This window comes from Massilia phyllosphaerae, from assembly GCF_034659755.1.
GTDB lineage: Bacteria > Pseudomonadota > Gammaproteobacteria > Burkholderiales > Burkholderiaceae_D > Telluria > Telluria phyllosphaerae.
Window position 1 is genome coordinate 1024562 of record NZ_JAXSQX010000001.1, and the last position, 14005, is coordinate 1038566.

Annotated in this window: 12 protein-coding genes; 4 read left to right on the top strand and 8 right to left on the bottom strand. The window is 65.9% G+C overall.

Annotation, left to right across the window (positions count from 1 at the left end):
• Nucleotides 1-71: 71 nt before the first annotated feature.
• Genes U1H99_RS04505 through U1H99_RS04515 form a run of 3 tightly spaced genes read right to left on the bottom strand, consistent with a single transcriptional unit; the run spans nt 72 to nt 6010 of the window.
• Nucleotides 72-1511 carry an efflux transporter outer membrane subunit gene (locus U1H99_RS04505; protein ID WP_323140547.1) on the bottom strand — a complete coding sequence of 480 codons (1440 nt, stop codon included), beginning with the start codon at nt 1509-1511 and terminating at the stop codon, nt 72-74.
• Complete coding sequence (locus U1H99_RS04510) at nt 1511-4669, bottom strand: efflux RND transporter permease subunit (RefSeq protein ID WP_323140548.1); 3159 nt, start codon at nt 4667-4669, stop codon at nt 1511-1513. Before U1H99_RS04510 ends, U1H99_RS04505 begins: the two co-directional genes overlap by 1 nt.
• A gap of 15 nt (nt 4670-4684) precedes the next feature.
• The gene (locus tag U1H99_RS04515; protein WP_323140549.1) at nt 4685-6010 is read right to left on the bottom strand and encodes an efflux RND transporter periplasmic adaptor subunit; all 1326 of its coding nucleotides are present in this window, start codon (nt 6008-6010) and stop codon (nt 4685-4687) included.
• Nucleotides 6011-6170: 160 nt separating this feature from the next.
• On the opposite strand from U1H99_RS04515, the gene U1H99_RS04520 reads away from it, so the two are divergent.
• The 4 genes from U1H99_RS04520 to U1H99_RS04535 are packed head-to-tail and all read left to right on the top strand — an operon-like array spanning nt 6171 to nt 9804.
• Nucleotides 6171-6797: a TetR family transcriptional regulator gene (locus U1H99_RS04520; protein ID WP_323140550.1), complete on the top strand. Its 627-nt coding sequence runs from the start codon at nt 6171-6173 to the stop codon at nt 6795-6797.
• Between the two features lie 34 nt (nt 6798-6831).
• Nucleotides 6832-8043 carry a YbfB/YjiJ family MFS transporter gene (locus tag U1H99_RS04525; RefSeq protein ID WP_323140551.1) on the top strand — a complete coding sequence of 404 codons (1212 nt, stop codon included), beginning with the start codon at nt 6832-6834 and terminating at the stop codon, nt 8041-8043.
• A 36-nt stretch (nt 8044-8079) separates the two neighbouring features.
• Nucleotides 8080-8694, top strand: a complete 615-nt coding sequence (locus tag U1H99_RS04530; protein WP_323140552.1) for a carboxymuconolactone decarboxylase family protein — start codon at nt 8080-8082, stop codon at nt 8692-8694.
• Between the two features lie 6 nt (nt 8695-8700).
• Nucleotides 8701-9804, top strand: coding sequence for a serine hydrolase domain-containing protein (locus U1H99_RS04535; protein ID WP_323140553.1), 1104 nt, complete (start codon nt 8701-8703; stop codon nt 9802-9804).
• Nucleotides 9805-9947: 143 nt separating this feature from the next.
• Here the strand turns inward: U1H99_RS04535 and tal are convergent, their stop codons facing one another.
• The 5 genes from tal to U1H99_RS04560 all read right to left on the bottom strand — a co-directional run bounded on the left by tal (nt 9948) and on the right by U1H99_RS04560 (nt 14004).
• Nucleotides 9948-10877: a transaldolase gene (gene tal / locus U1H99_RS04540; RefSeq protein ID WP_323140554.1), complete on the bottom strand. Its 930-nt coding sequence runs from the start codon at nt 10875-10877 to the stop codon at nt 9948-9950.
• Between the two features lie 470 nt (nt 10878-11347).
• Nucleotides 11348-11917 carry a YceI family protein gene (locus U1H99_RS04545; RefSeq protein WP_323140555.1) on the bottom strand — a complete coding sequence of 190 codons (570 nt, stop codon included), beginning with the start codon at nt 11915-11917 and terminating at the stop codon, nt 11348-11350.
• Between the two features lie 26 nt (nt 11918-11943).
• Nucleotides 11944-12522, bottom strand: coding sequence for a cytochrome b (locus U1H99_RS04550; protein ID WP_323140556.1), 579 nt, complete (start codon nt 12520-12522; stop codon nt 11944-11946).
• Nucleotides 12522-12950, bottom strand: a complete 429-nt coding sequence (locus U1H99_RS04555) for a DoxX family protein (protein ID WP_323140557.1) — start codon at nt 12948-12950, stop codon at nt 12522-12524. Before U1H99_RS04555 ends, U1H99_RS04550 begins: the two co-directional genes overlap by 1 nt.
• 358 nt (nt 12951-13308) lie before the next feature.
• Nucleotides 13309-14004, bottom strand: a complete 696-nt coding sequence (locus U1H99_RS04560; protein WP_323140558.1) for an alpha/beta hydrolase — start codon at nt 14002-14004, stop codon at nt 13309-13311.
• Nucleotide 14005: the final 1 nt, after the last annotated feature.

The window sequence follows — 14005 nt, forward strand, 5'->3', positions numbered from 1 at the left end:
CGGTCTCGCGATTCCATCATACCGAAATCGCAAAACCGGCCCCGGCTGAGGGACGGTCAATCGTGCGCAGATCAGCGCGCCGCGGTGGCCGCCGGTGCCGGATCGGTCCAGCCGCCGCCCAGCACGCGGTACAGCGTGACCTGGTTCTGCAGGCGCGCCAGGTTGGCTTCGATCGCCTGCTGCTGCGCGGTGAACAGCGAACGCTGGGCGTCCAGCAGGTCGAGGTAGCTCGCCGTGCCGCTGCGGTAGCGCAGGTCGGACAGGTTGAAGCGGTCGGCTTCGGCCTGGGCCACGGCCTGCTGGGCACGCAGCTGCTCGCTGAAGGTGGCCTGGCCGGCCAGCGCATCCGCCACTTCGCGGAATGCGGTCTGGATCGAGCGCTCGTACTGCGCCACCGCGATGTCGCGGCCGGCCTGCGCGCTCTCGACGCCGGCGCGGCGGGCGCCGAAGTCGAACAGCGGCAGGATCGCCTGCGGGGCGAAGGTCCAGCCGAAGGAACCGCCCTTGAACAGACCCGACAGCTGGGTGCTGGCGCTGCCCGCGGTGCCCGTCAGCGAGATGTTCGGGAAGTAGTTCGCACGCGCGGCGCCGATGTTGGCGTTGGCCGCGATCAGCTGCTGCTCGGCCGAACGGATGTCCGGACGCGAGGCCAGCAGGTCCGACGGCAGGCCGGCCGGCAGGTCGGGCAGGTTGGTGTTGGCCAGGGTCAGGCCAGGCGGCAGGTTATCCGGCAGCGGCTGGCCGACCAGCAGGGTCAGCAGGTTGATGTCCTGGGCGCGCTGGCGCTGGGCCTGGGCCAGCGTGGTGCGCGCCTGTTCCACCAGCGACACCGCCTGGTCCAGGTCGAGCTTGGACGAGACGCCGTTCTCGAAGCGCAGCTGCGACAGGCGCAGCGATTCCTCGCGGGTCTTGAGGGTCTGCTGGGTCAGGCTCAGCAGTTCCTCGTCGGCCAGGAAGGTCAGGTAGGTGTTGGCCACCTGCGCGACCAGGCTGATCTGGGTCGACTTGCGCGCTTCCTCGGTTGCCAGGTATTGCGCCAGCGCCGATTCGGTCAGGTTGCGCACCCGGCCGAACAGGTCCAGCTCGAAGGCGGAAACCGCCAGGCCGGCCTGGTACACGTTGTTGACGCCGGCGCGGCTGCGGTTGGCGGTGACCGCCGCGTTGATCTGCGGGAAGCGGTCGGCACGCTGGATCTGGTAGGCGGCACGCGCCTGCTCGATGTTCAGGATCGCCACGCGCAGGTCGCGGTTGTTCGCCAGCGACAGCGAGATCAGCTGCTGCAGGCGCGCATCGGCGAAGAAGCGCTGCCAGCTGGTGTTGACCGGGGCGTCCGGGGCGACCGGGTTGCCGCTGCTGACGGTGCCTTCCACGGTCGGGAAGGCGCCGGCCACCGGCGCGGCCGGGCGTTCGTACTTGGGTGCCAGGTTGACGCAGCCGGCCATGGCCAGGGCCAGCACCAGCGGGGTCAGGCGTTTTGCCTGGAGGGTCATCGTATCAAAAGACATATTCATCAGATTTTTTCCTTCACGACGCTGTCGGTATCCTGGTGCTGTGCACGCAATTCCTGCTGGCGCTTGCTGCCCTTGAAGAAGCCGCGGATGACCACGAAGAACACCGGCACGAAGAACACGCCGAGCGCCGTCGCGGTGATCATGCCGCCCATCACGCCGGTACCGATGGCGCGCTGGCCTGCCGCGCCGGCACCGCTCGCGATCACCAGCGGCAGCACGCCGAGGATGAAGGCCAGCGAGGTCATGATGATCGGACGGAAACGCAGGTGGGCCGCTTCCAGTGCCGCCTCGAACGGCGACTTGCCCTGCTCCTGCAGGTCCTTCGCGAATTCCACGATCAGGATCGCATTCTTCGCGGCCAGGCCGATGATGGTGATCAGGCCGACCTTGAAGTACACGTCGTTCGACATGCCGCGCATCGACGCCGCCAGCAGCGAGCCGAGCACGCCCAGCGGCACGACCAGCAGCACCGCGACCGGGATCGACCAGCTTTCATACAGCGCCGCCAGGGCCAGGAACACGGCCAGCAGGGCGAAGCCGATCAGCACGAACACGGTCGAGCCGGACAGGATTTCCTCGCGCGACTGGCCGGTCCATTCGAACGCGAAGCCGGGCGGCAACTGGGCTGCCAGGCGCTGCATTTCTTCCAGCGCCTGGCCGCTCGAGTAGCCCGGGGCCGGTTCGCCGGTGATCTTCATCGACGGATAGCCGTTGTAGCGCACGGTCTGCATCGGGCCGGTGACCCACTCGGTGGTCGCGAACGAGGACAGCGGTACCGGACGGCCCTGGCTGTTCAGGGCGTTGATGCGCAGCAGGTCGTCCGGCTGCATGCGGTCTTTCGCATCGGCCTGCACGATCACGCGCTGCAGGCGGCCGGCGTTCGGGAAGTCGTTGATGTAGGCCGAACCGAGCGAGGTCGACAGCGCCTGGTTGATGGCGCCGAAGGTCACGCCCAGGGCTTGCGCCTTGTCGCGGTCGATGTTCAGCTTCAGCTGCGGTGCGTCTTCCAGGCCTTCCGGACGGATGCCGGTCAGGACCTTGCTCTGCATCGACATGCCCAGCATCTGGTTACGCGCCTTGACCAGCGCTTCGTGACCGTTGCCGCCGCGGTCCTGCAGGCGGAACGAGAAGCCGGTGCCGGTACCCAGTTCGGGGATCGGCGGCGGGCTCACCACGAAGATGAAGGAGTCGCGCAGGGCGCCCATGTGCATCGTGATGCGGTTGGCGAAGGATTGCGCATCGTGGCCGTCGCCCTTGCGGTCGTCCCAGGATTTCAGCGGGATGAAGGCGAGGCCCATGTTCTGGCCCTGGCCCGAGAACGAGAAGCCGGTCACGGCCACCATGTTCGCGTATTCAGGCTGCTTCATGACGTAGTCTTCCATCGCGCGCAGCACGGCACCGGTACGTTCGGCGCTGGCACCCGGCGGCAGCTGGATGTTGGCGATCACGTAGCCCTGGTCTTCGTTCGGCAGGAAGGCGTTCGGCAGGCGGGTGAACATCAGGCCGACCAGGCCGAGCAGCAGCACGAAGGCGACCAGCGCGCGGCCGGCACGCTTCATGAGCGCGCCGACGATGCCCTCGTAGCGCTTGGCACCCTTGGTGAAGGTGCGGTTGAACCAGCCGAAGAAACCGCGCTTGTCGTTGTGGTGGCCGGCTTCGACCGGCTTGAGCAGGGTCGCGCACAGCGCCGGCGTCAGGGACAGCGCCAGGAAGGCCGAGAAGGCGATCGAGGACACCATCACCGCCGAGAACTGGCGGTAGATGTTGCCGACCGCGCCCGAGAAGAAGGCGAGCGGCACGAACACCGACATCAGCACCACGGTCACGCCGATGATGGCGCCCGAGATCTGGCCCATCGCCTTGCGCGTGGCTTGCAGCGGCGGCAAGCCTTCCTCGGACATGATGCGCTCGACGTTTTCGACCACCACGATCGCATCGTCGACCACGATACCGATGACCAGCACCATGCCGAACATGGTCAGCACGTTGATCGAGAAGCCCATCGCCAGCAGGCAGGCGAAGGAACCCAGCAGCGCCACCGGCACCACGATCGTCGGGATGATGGTGTAGCGGAAGTTCTGCAGGAAGATGTACATCACGATGAACACCAGGATCACCGCTTCGATCAGGGTCTCGACCACCTGGTGGATCGAGATCTGGATGAAGGTGGTCGAGTCGTAGGGAATCGCGTACTTCATCCCTTGCGGGAAGAATTTCTGCAGTTCCTTCATGCGGGCCTTGATCAGGTCCGCGGTTTCGAGCGCGTTACCCGACGGCGACAGCTGGACGCCGATACCGGCCGCCGGCTTGCCGTTCAGGCGCGCCGTGGTGGAATAGGCCTGGCCGCCGATTTCGATGCGGGCCACGTCCTTCAGGCGCACGGTCGAACCGTCCGGATTGGCGCGCAGCACGATGTTGCCGAACTGCTCCACGGTGGCCAACTGGCCGGCCACGACCACGGTCGCGGTGATCTGCTGGCCCTGCGCCAGCGGCAGGTCGCCGATGGTGCCGGATGCCACCTGGGCGTTCTGCTGCGTGATCGCGGTGTTGACGTCGGACGGCGACAGGTTCAGGCCGACCAGCTTGGCCGGGTCGATCCAGACGCGCATCGCCTTCTCGGTACCGAACAGCTGGGCCTGGCCCACGCCCTTGATACGCTGGATTTCAGGCAGCACGTTGCGCGACGCGTAATCGCCGAGCGCGATCGGGTCCCACTTCGGGTCGTCCGAGGACAGGATGGTAAACAGCAGGAAGTTGGAACGCGCCTTGTCCACGCGCACACCCTGCTGGGTCACGGCCGGGGGCAGGCGCGGGGTGGCGCGCGACAGACGGTTCTGGACATCGACCTGGGCCAGGTCGGGGTCGGTGCCGGTCTCGAACGAGATGGTGATCGTACCGGTGCCGTTGGCCTGGCTGGTCGATTCCATGTAGATCATGCCTTGGGCGCCGTTCATCTCGCGTTCGATCACGGAGATGACGGAGTCTTCCAGCGTCTGGGCCGATGCGCCCGGATAGGCGACGGTCACGACGATCGAAGGCGGCGCCACGGTCGGGTATTGCGCGATCGGCAGGGACTTGATGGCGACGCCGCCAAGCACCATGATGAACAGCGCGAGCACCCAGGCAAAAATGGGGCGGTCAATAAAGAAACGTGCCATTGAATTTCCTAGTGCTTATTGGCGGGTTTGGCCCGGCGTCGCGGCGCCGGCGGCCGGCGAACCGTTGGCCGGGGTGCGTGCGCTGACGGCGGCATTGGTGGCCGCGGCGCCGGTGGCGTTCGGCTGCTGGGCCGGGTTGCCGGCGGCGGCCGGGGCGTTGTTCGCGTTCGGTGCGGTCCAGGCCACCGGCTGCACCGGGGTGCCCGGCGGCAGCATCTGCAGCTTCTGGAAACCGTCGACCATGACGCGCTCGCCTTCCTTCAGGCCGTCGACGACGACCCAGTTGGCGCCTTCCTGCGAGGCGATCTTGACGGGGCGCGAGACCGGCTTGTTGTCGGCGCCGACCACCATCAGGGTATCGCCGTTCTGGCCGCCGCGGGTCACGGCCTGCTGCGGGATCAGGATGCCGGCGGGCAGCTCGGCCTGGGCCAGGCGCACGCGCACGTACTGGCCCGGCAGCAGGGCGTTGTCCGGGTTGGCGACTTCGGCGCGCAGGGTGACCTGGCCGCTGGTCTCGTCGACCGTCACGTCCGAGAACAGCAGCTTGCCCTGGCGCGGCAGCACGGTGCCGTCGTCCAGCACCACGGTGACCGGGACCGCCGAGCCGACGCCCTTGCCGCCGGCCTTCTTGCGCAGGCTCTGCAGTTCCGAGGCCGACTGGGTGATGTTCAGGTACATCGAATCGGTCTGCTGGATCAGCGCCATCTGGGTGGCTTCGGTGGCGGATACCAGCGCGCCTTCGGTGACCAGCGCGCGGCCGATGCGGCCGGAAATCGGCGCATAGACATTGGCGAAATCGACGTTGATCTTGGCGATGCGCTGCTGGGCCTTGGCCGAGCTCACGTCCGCCTCGGCCTGCTTCTGGGCGGCGATGGCGTTGGTGTATTCCTGCTTGCTGACGGCGTTGGCTTCGACCAGCGGCTTGTAGCGCTCGACCACGGCGGCGGTCGCGGTCAGGTTGGCCTGGGCGCGGCCGACCGCGGCCTGGGCCGCGTTCAGCTGGGCCTGGTAGGGATCCGGATCGATCTGGAACAGGGATTGGCCCTGCTTGACCACGCTGCCCTCAGTGAACAGGCGCTTCAGCACGACACCGTTGACGCGCGCGCGCACCTCGGCGACGCGGATCGCCTGGACGCGGGCCGGCAGTTCGGTTTCCAGCGCCACCGGCTGGAACTTGGTGGTGATGACGCCGACTTGCGGCGGCGGCATCTTGGCGCCGGCACCGGGGCCGGCCTTGGCGGCATCGTCCTTGGAGCCGCAGGCCGACAGCAGGGCCACGGCGACCAGGGTCGATGCGGCGATCCTGGTCAGGCTAAGGGAAGTGGAGTGAGCAGAGCGCATTATTAGTATGCTTCCTTCGTTGAATTAAATGCAACAACGCCCGCGGGTTTGGCTTGAGCGCCGCGTGCGTTTTTATTGCTGACGTATGGAGAAACCCATATATACTATCATGAGTGTATGTTTAATGTTTCCGACCCCCAAAAAATTGAGAGAGCAATGAATGGCCCGCAGAACTAAAGAAGAGGCCGCCGCCACGCGAGACAGCATTTTGGATGCAGCTGAAAAATTGTTCGTTCAACAGGGCGTATCCCGAACGACGTTGCAGCATATCGCAACCGAAGCCGGCGTGACGCGCGGTGCAATCTATTGGCATTTTGACGACAAAGGCGCCTTGTTCAACGCCATGATGGAGCGCGCCACGCTGCCGCTCGAGGCCGAGCTGCAGGTGCTGGACCAGACCGAATCGGACGATCCGCTGGGCGACTTGCGCAACTACATGATCGCCGTGCTGCGCCGCACCGTCGAAGACCCGCAGGCGCGGCGCGTGTTCGAGATCGTGACGCTGAAGGTGGAATTCGTCGACGACGACGACATGAGCGCCGTGCGCCAGCGCCGCAGAGACAACCTGAGCAAGTGGATGGCGCGTGCCGAGCGCCGCATCAAGCTGGCCAAGGAGAAGGGCCAGATCCGCTGCGAAGGCGATCCGGCCACGGCGGCGCTCGCCATGTTCGCCATGATCGACGGCCTGATCCGCAACTGGATGTTCGATCCCGAGCGTTTCGACCTGATGAAGATGGGGCAGTGCCTGATCGATCCCTATGTGGACGGGTTGCGCCTGCGCTCTTAGCACGGCGTTCAAATAGTCGTGTTCTAATAAGAACATGACGACTTCACATCTTCCGCCCGTCCACGCCGGGCGTACCGCGGCCGCGGTCTGCCTGGCCGCCATGATCGCCCTGGCGGTGGCCATGGGCGTCGGCCGCTTCGCCTTCACCCCGCTGTTTCCGCTGATGGTGCGCGACGGCCTGCTCGACAGCCAGGCCGGCGCCTGGCTCGCCGCCTCCAATTACCTCGGCTACCTGGTCGGCGCGCTGAGCGCCGCCCGCGTCACCCTGCGCCCGGCGCTGCTGATGTCCGCCGGGCTGGCCGCCACCGTCGTCATCACCGCCGCGGTCGGCTGGACCACGGCTCCGCACATCTGGATCGTGCTGCGTTTCCTGGCCGGCATGGCGAGTGCCTGGACCCTGGTCGCGACCGGCACCTGGGGACTGGGCTGGCTGGCGGCAATCGGCCGTCCCGGCCTGGCCGGCGTGCTGTTTTCCGGCGTCGGGCTGGGCATCGCCGGGGCCGGGCTGTACTGCCTGTTGCCGGCCGGGCCGGCGCCATCCTCGCCCCGCATGTGGGTCGGCCTGGCCGGGGTGGCGGGGCTGGCCGCGCTGCTGCCGCTGGCGATCGGCTGGCGCCTGCCGGTGTACATGGCCGCCCCCGGCCCGGCCGGCAGCCCGCCACGCGCGCCGGCCGCGCCGCGTCCCACCGCCGGGCTGGTTGCCTGCTACACCCTGTTCGGCTTCGGCTACATCCTGCCCGCGACTTACCTGCCGGCGCTGGCGCGGCAGCTGGTCGACGATCCGCAGGTGTTCGGCCTGGCCTGGCCGCTGTTCGGCAGCGCCGCCGCGCTGTCGACGCTGCTGGTGGCCTGGCGCCTGGGCCGCGTCAACCGACTGGCGCTGTGGTCGGTCTCGAGCTTCGTGATGGCGCTCGGGGTGCTGCTGCCGGTGGTGTGGAGCACGCTGCAGGGGGTGGTGCTGGCGGCGCTGCTGGTCGGCGGCACCTTCATGGTGATGACGATGGTGGCGATGCAGGAAGCGCGGGCGCGCGCCGAGGCCCAGGCGACCCGGGTGCTGGGCCGCATGACGGCCGGCTTTGCCGCCGGCCAGCTGGCCGGGCCACTGGTGAATGCGCTGATCGCGCGCTTTGCGCCGAACGCGGCCGCGGCGCTGCACCTGGCGCTCGGCATGTCGGCGGCCGGTTTGCTGGCAAGCAGCTATTATCTATGGCGAGAATTCAAGGCGGGTAGCCCCGCTACCGCCTGATCAACCACCGATCCATCACTTCGTCGAGGAATCCCCATGAGCACTTCACCCGCACCCGGCCTGCCGCAGGGCTTTGGCAGCGCCACCACCGAACGCCTGCCGCTGCCCGCGCGCGAGGCCATGGACGCCGCCCAGCAGGCGGCGGCGGACGCCATCGTCAACGGCCCGCGCAAGGCGATCTTCGGCCCCTTCGTGGCGCTGCTGCAGGCGCCCGGCGTGATGGAACACATCGGCGATACCGGCGCGGCGCTGCGCTTCAAGGGCACGCTGCCGGATGCCGTGCGCGAACTCGTCATCTGCGTGGTGGCGCGCGAGGTCGGCAACCAGTTCGAGTGGCAGACGCACGCCCCGCTGGCGGTCAAGGCCGGCGTGGACGAGGCGGCCGTGACCGCGATCGGCGAAGGACGCCGGCCGCGCGGCCTGCCGGCCGACCTGGCCTGCGCCACCGACTTCGCCAGCGAGCTGATGCTGCGCAACGGCGTCAGCGACGCCACCTATGCCGAAGCCGTGGCGCAGTTCGGCGCGCCGGGCACGGTGGAGCTGACGGCGCTGATCGGCTACTTCACGATGATCTGCTGGGTCATGAACGTGGCGCGCACGCCGGGTCCGGCGGGGTCGCAGGCAACCGGCCTGGCCGGGTTCCCGCTGTAAGCGCCGATGCGTCCGGTCCTGTCTTTTGCCGTCGCCGGTGTTGCGCTATGCGCGGGCACCACGGCGGCCGCCGCCACCATTGCCGGCTGCGATACCGCCCATGGCGCCGCCAACGGCTTCGATCCGGGCCGCCTGTATGCGGCGCTGTCCGCGTTCCAGTCCGGCAGCGCCAACCTGCACGGCCTGGTGATCGAACGGCGCGGCGCCAGCGTGGCCGAATGCTACCGCACCGGCAAGGACAAGCCGGTGTTCTCGATGTTCAGCCATACGGTCGACTTCGACGCCGCCACCCGGCATGACCTGCGCTCGGTCAGCAAGTCGGTCACGGCCCTGCTGTGGGGCATCGCGCTGGCGGAGCGCAAGGTGCCGCAGCCCGATGCGCGCGTGCTCGACCTGCTGCCGGACCTGGCCGACCTCAAAAAGGAAGGGCGCCAGGACATCACCATCGGCAATCTGCTGGACATGACGGGCGGCCTGGCCTGGGACGAGTCCGGCCCCTACGGCTTGCGCAACCCGGAGTTCGGCCTGTACTGGCGCGGCGCGCAGGCGCGCTACGTATTCAAGCGGCCGATGGCCAGCCCCGCCGGGCAGCGCTTCAACTACAACGGCGGCGGCACGGCGGTGCTGGCCGAACTGCTGGAACAGGGCGTCGGCATGCCGCTGCCCGAGTACGCGCGCGAACGCCTGTTCACGCCGCTCGGCATCACCGACTGGGAATGGCTGACCGACTTCCGCGGCCGCCCGCTGGCCTTCGCCGGCCTGCGCATGCGCCCGCGCGACCTGGCCCGGATCGGCCAGCTGGTGCTGCAACGCGGCCGCTGGAACGGCACGCAAGTCGTGCCGGCCGACTGGATCGACGCCTCGCTGCAGCCGCACGTCGACACCGGCGACGGACTCCAGTACGGTTACCAGTGGTGGCACGGCAAGACCCGGGCGCTGGGCCGCGAGCAGGCCTGGACCGCGGCGTTCGGCAATGGCGGGCAGCGGCTGTTCGTGGTGCCTTCGCTGGGGCTGGTGGTGGTGGTGACGGCGGGGATGTACAACGACGAGGGTGGGGCGGTGCGGGTGAACCGGCTGTTCGACCAGATTGCGGCGGCGGTGGAGCGTTGACCCCAAAACCGTCGCCCCTGCGGAGGCAGGGGTCCAAGTTTTTCGGTATGCCACGAACTTGGGCCCCTACCTGCGCAGGGGCGACGTTTACAGGCGGCAGGCCGTTATCACCGGCCAACATCACCTGCCGACGAAGGCTTCAATCAACGCAGCTCTTCGATCATCTTCTTCAGCTTGACCGAATCCGCACAGAACGCGCGGATGCCTTCGGCCAGCTTCTCGGTCGCCATCGCATCCTCGTTCAGCAGGAAGCGGAAGCTCTTCTCGTTGACCGCGATCTTTTCGATGTCGCTATCCGCCTCGGCGGTCAGCTTGCGCTCGACCGTGCCTTCGGTATCGGCCAGCTTCTGCAGCAGGTCCGGCGAGATGGTCAGCAGGTCGCAGCCGCTCAGCTCCAGGATCTGCGAGGTATTGCGGAAGCTTGCGCCCATGACTTCGGTGTCGAAGCCGAATGTGCGGTAGTACTGGTAGATGCGCTTGACCGACTGCACGCCCGGATCGTCGGCGCCCTGGTAGTCGGTGCCGGTCGATTTCTTGTACCAGTCGTAGATGCGGCCGACGAAAGGCGAGATCAGCTTGACGCCGGCTTCGGCGCAGGCCACTGCCTGCACCAGCGAGAACAGCAGGGTCAGGTTGCAGTGGATGCCGTCCTTTTCCAGGATCTCGGCGGCGCGGATGCCTTCCCAGGTCGAGGCGATCTTGATCAGCACGCGCTCGCGCCCCACGCCGGCGGCTTCGTACAGGGCGATCAGCTCGCGGCCCTTGGCGACGGTGGCTTCGGTGTCGAACGACAGCGCGGCGTCGATCTCGGTCGAGACACGGCCCGGCACGTATTTCAGGATCTCGGTGCCGAAGGCGATCAGCAGGTGGTCGACGATGTCCTCGACCGAGGCACCGTTCGACTCGGCCACGGCCTTTTCCAGCAGCGGACGGTATTCCGGCTTCTGCACCGCCTTCAGGATCAGCGACGGGTTGGTGGTGGCGTCCTGCGGCGCGTAGGCCTTGATCGACTGGAAGTCGCCGGTGTCGGCCACCACGGTGGTGAACTGCTTGAGTTGTTCGAGTTGGTTCATGGCGCGTCAACAATACAAAAGGAATGGGTAACTACGGGATTGTACCGCCGTCAGCCGTTGAATTGAAAATGTGAGCGTTTGTTCCGGATTACGGCGGGGAGGGCGTCGAGCGCGCTGGATGAACCCGGTTCTTGTAGCCAGATTAACAAGGGCGTACACTGGGCCGTTCCGCACATATGCAATCAGCCGGGAGCAGCCTGACGTCAAGCATGATGCCCCAGGTATTGCTGTGCAAATCCGGGTTGCCGCCGCCGCAACCCTTCATACATCGATAAGCCCTTTATCATGAACGAGTGCATGTTTCGGCCGGCCACCAGGGAAGATGCAGGGGCGATGCTTGCGCTCCTTCGTTCGGTGGCGGTCGAAGGCGATACGCTCCCGTTCACCAGCGGCATCGACAAGGCCTTGATCGATACCCAGTGGCTCTGCGCATCCGGCTGTGTCGCAAACTCGTGGAACACTGAAGCCGGTCAGTCCTTATTGACGACATGGAACTTCAGCGTGACGTCATTGGCGACAATCGACGTGTCGCTCCACTCTCCCTGCCCGATACCGAAGTCGAGACGCTTGAATGTCAGGCTCCCGTCGAACACCTGGCCCGCGCCATCCTTGTGAAACTGAAGGGGCACGACCACAGTCCTGGTCTTGCCGCGAATCGTCAGCGTACCGGTGACGCTGTACGTGCCGTTAGCGCCCGGCTTGATCGAACTGGAGACAAAGGTCGCGCGCGGGAAACCCTTCGCGTCGAACCAGTCCTTGCCGGTCACCTCGTGGTTGTATTCGGCGCTGCCGAGGTCGAAGCTGGCGACATCGACGTCGATCTGCGCCTTCGACGCCGCCAGGTTGGCCGGGTCGAAATGCACGTTTGCATTCATCGTCTTGAACTTGGCATCGACCGGCACATTCATTTGCTTGAACGTCACGGTCAGGCTGCTCTTCTGCGCGTCAACGGCCGCGTTGGCCGACGTGGACAGCAGGCCTGCTGCGAACGACACGCTGGCAAGCAGTACAAGAGTGCGGATTTTCGATTGTTGAAACATGTTGGGCCTCGTTAAAGATCAAGTGATTAGCTGCCGAAAGGCAGCATGCGCTGCAGCAGGCGTTGACGATCGATGAGTTGATGCTTTACCACTGCCAGCAGGTGTCCGGTGACGGCTGCCAGCAAGCCGTAGTTCAGCCAGATATGGAGCACCTTGAGCGTTGCGGCTATGGCTGGATTGGCGCCGATGATTGTGGGCAGGGGCAGCACACCAAGGTAGACGACAGGAATACCCGCCGCGGACGTGTAGAAATAACCGCTGATGGGAATGGCCAGCATCAGCACGTACAGCGCCGCATGGCCAAGATGGGCTGCCGTCTCCTCCCAACGATGCATCGTGTCCGGTAATGGGGGCGGTTTGTGCGTTGCGCGCCAGAGAAGGCGTGCAAGGGCGAGCACGAGCACGGTCACGCCGATCCATTTATGCCAAGCGAAGTAGCGCAGCTTGGTCGGCGAAAAGCCGTGGATGTCGGTCATGATCCACCCGAGCGCAAAGGCCCAGATCATCAATGCAGCGATCACCCAGTGCAGGGCCATTGCCGTTTTCGTGTACTTCGGCGTATTGGCGGTCGCTGGTGTCAATAAGCGGTCTGTTGGAGCGGGCATCAGTTATACCTTCCGTACATGCCGCCGAAGCTGTAGCGGCCAGCCCCCAGCAGCGCTACGACAAGGGCGCCACCCAAATACAGGCCTTGCAGTTCGAGTGCCCAGCCACCCGTCTCGGACATGCTGAAGAACTGGCTCGTGTGCACCAGCAGCAGTGCCACGATCATGTTGACGGCCACGACCAGCGCCGCCGGCCGGGTGTAGAGGCCAATCAGGATCAGCAGCGGGGCGACGACTTCGCCGATATACACGAGGTAGCCCAGCAGCGCAGGCAGGCCGGCCTGCTGCAGCATGCTGGTTACGAAGCCGATACCGCCGTTTATCTTCGATACGCCGTGAAACAGCAGGAGGATGGCAAGGACAGCACGCAGCAGCAATTTGCCTTCATCGTCGCGGGAATGCGGTGTGCTTGTGATAGTGTCGTTCATGATGGACCTCGGTCGGTAGTGGTGAATCGCCATCTTATTTAGTTTATCTGCCGCGATAAAGTCGCCCGCGCGATCAATACTGTCTCAAAAATAGAAACAATTTCCCCATATCGTGTTCAGAAAAATGGCGAGAACACGCCACCAGCCGGCCAGTGACGTACGCCGAACCGAGTTTTTATTACGCCGGCTGTAACCAATCACTTATTCCCTGGAAATTCATGAGCGGACCGGCAGCGAACGCCCGTCCGCAGTTGCCGGACACAGCACTGATACCGAGGTCATCGTCGTTTACCTGTCGATACCAATAGCCGCCGGGACCTCGGATTCACGCATCGAATTTGTGGCTATGGATGCCTGTTCATGCCGCCCTGGCGCGGAGCCGCCGCGCCAGCCAGTGCTGGAAGTCGCCTGTCATCGCCGCATCCAGGATATGGCCGCCGCCGTACTCACGGTACTCGACCTGCACGCCCAATTCCTCGAGCACTTCGCGCGAATGGTGCGCGAAATGGATGCCGAGCGTCTGGTCGTGGACGCCGTGGCTGACGAAAGCCTGCAGCCGGGCCAACTGTTCGCGCGGCGCGGCCTGCGGCAACATCTCGCGCAGGATGCGGCCGCTCAGGATGCTGAAGCCGGCGACGGCCGACGGCATGGTCAGCGCAACGCTCGCGCTCATAATGCCGCCCTGGCTGAAGCCGGCGATCCATATCTGTCCGGGATCGATGTCGCAGGTGACCGGAAGCGCGTCAAGGAAATCGACCAGCAGGCGGCGCGAGCGCTCCGCCTGGGTTTCGTCGATCACGGGACCGGCGGCCGTAAAGTTGACAGGAAACCACGCGAAGCGGTTGGGCCCGAGGATCAATGGGGCTCGCAGCAGCACGACGGTCAGGCGCACATCCATTTGCCGGGCCAGCTCAACGAAGCTGGACTCGTTCGAACCGACGCCGTGCAGCAAGAGCAGGCACGGCGCCTTCCCAGCGCCGGTCTGCGCCGGGCGTACACGGTAGGCCAGCCCGGTCGCGGGTTCCACCAGAAGTTCGTTCAGTTTTTCGCTCATG

What these genes read in the sequence shown, in the direction of transcription:
- U1H99_RS04510 (WP_323140548.1), bottom strand. Translation starts at nt 4,669, where the DNA reads ATGGCACGTTTCTTTATTGACCGCCCCATTTTTGCCTGGGTGCTCGCG.
- U1H99_RS04515 (WP_323140549.1), bottom strand. Translation starts at nt 6,010, where the DNA reads ATGCGCTCTGCTCACTCCACTTCCCTTAGCCTGACCAGGATCGCCGCA.
- U1H99_RS04505 (WP_323140547.1), bottom strand. Translation starts at nt 1,511, where the DNA reads ATGAATATGTCTTTTGATACGATGACCCTCCAGGCAAAACGCCTGACC.
- U1H99_RS04550 (WP_323140556.1), bottom strand. Translation starts at nt 12,522, where the DNA reads ATGCCCGCTCCAACAGACCGCTTATTGACACCAGCGACCGCCAATACG.
- U1H99_RS04525 (WP_323140551.1), top strand. Translation starts at nt 6,832, where the DNA reads ATGACGACTTCACATCTTCCGCCCGTCCACGCCGGGCGTACCGCGGCC.
- U1H99_RS04535 (WP_323140553.1), top strand. Translation starts at nt 8,701, where the DNA reads ATGCGTCCGGTCCTGTCTTTTGCCGTCGCCGGTGTTGCGCTATGCGCG.
- U1H99_RS04520 (WP_323140550.1), top strand. Translation starts at nt 6,171, where the DNA reads ATGGCCCGCAGAACTAAAGAAGAGGCCGCCGCCACGCGAGACAGCATT.
- U1H99_RS04545 (WP_323140555.1), bottom strand. Translation starts at nt 11,917, where the DNA reads ATGTTTCAACAATCGAAAATCCGCACTCTTGTACTGCTTGCCAGCGTG.
- tal (WP_323140554.1), bottom strand. Translation starts at nt 10,877, where the DNA reads ATGAACCAACTCGAACAACTCAAGCAGTTCACCACCGTGGTGGCCGAC.
- U1H99_RS04555 (WP_323140557.1), bottom strand. Translation starts at nt 12,950, where the DNA reads ATGAACGACACTATCACAAGCACACCGCATTCCCGCGACGATGAAGGC.
- U1H99_RS04530 (WP_323140552.1), top strand. Translation starts at nt 8,080, where the DNA reads ATGAGCACTTCACCCGCACCCGGCCTGCCGCAGGGCTTTGGCAGCGCC.
- U1H99_RS04560 (WP_323140558.1), bottom strand. Translation starts at nt 14,004, where the DNA reads ATGAGCGAAAAACTGAACGAACTTCTGGTGGAACCCGCGACCGGGCTG.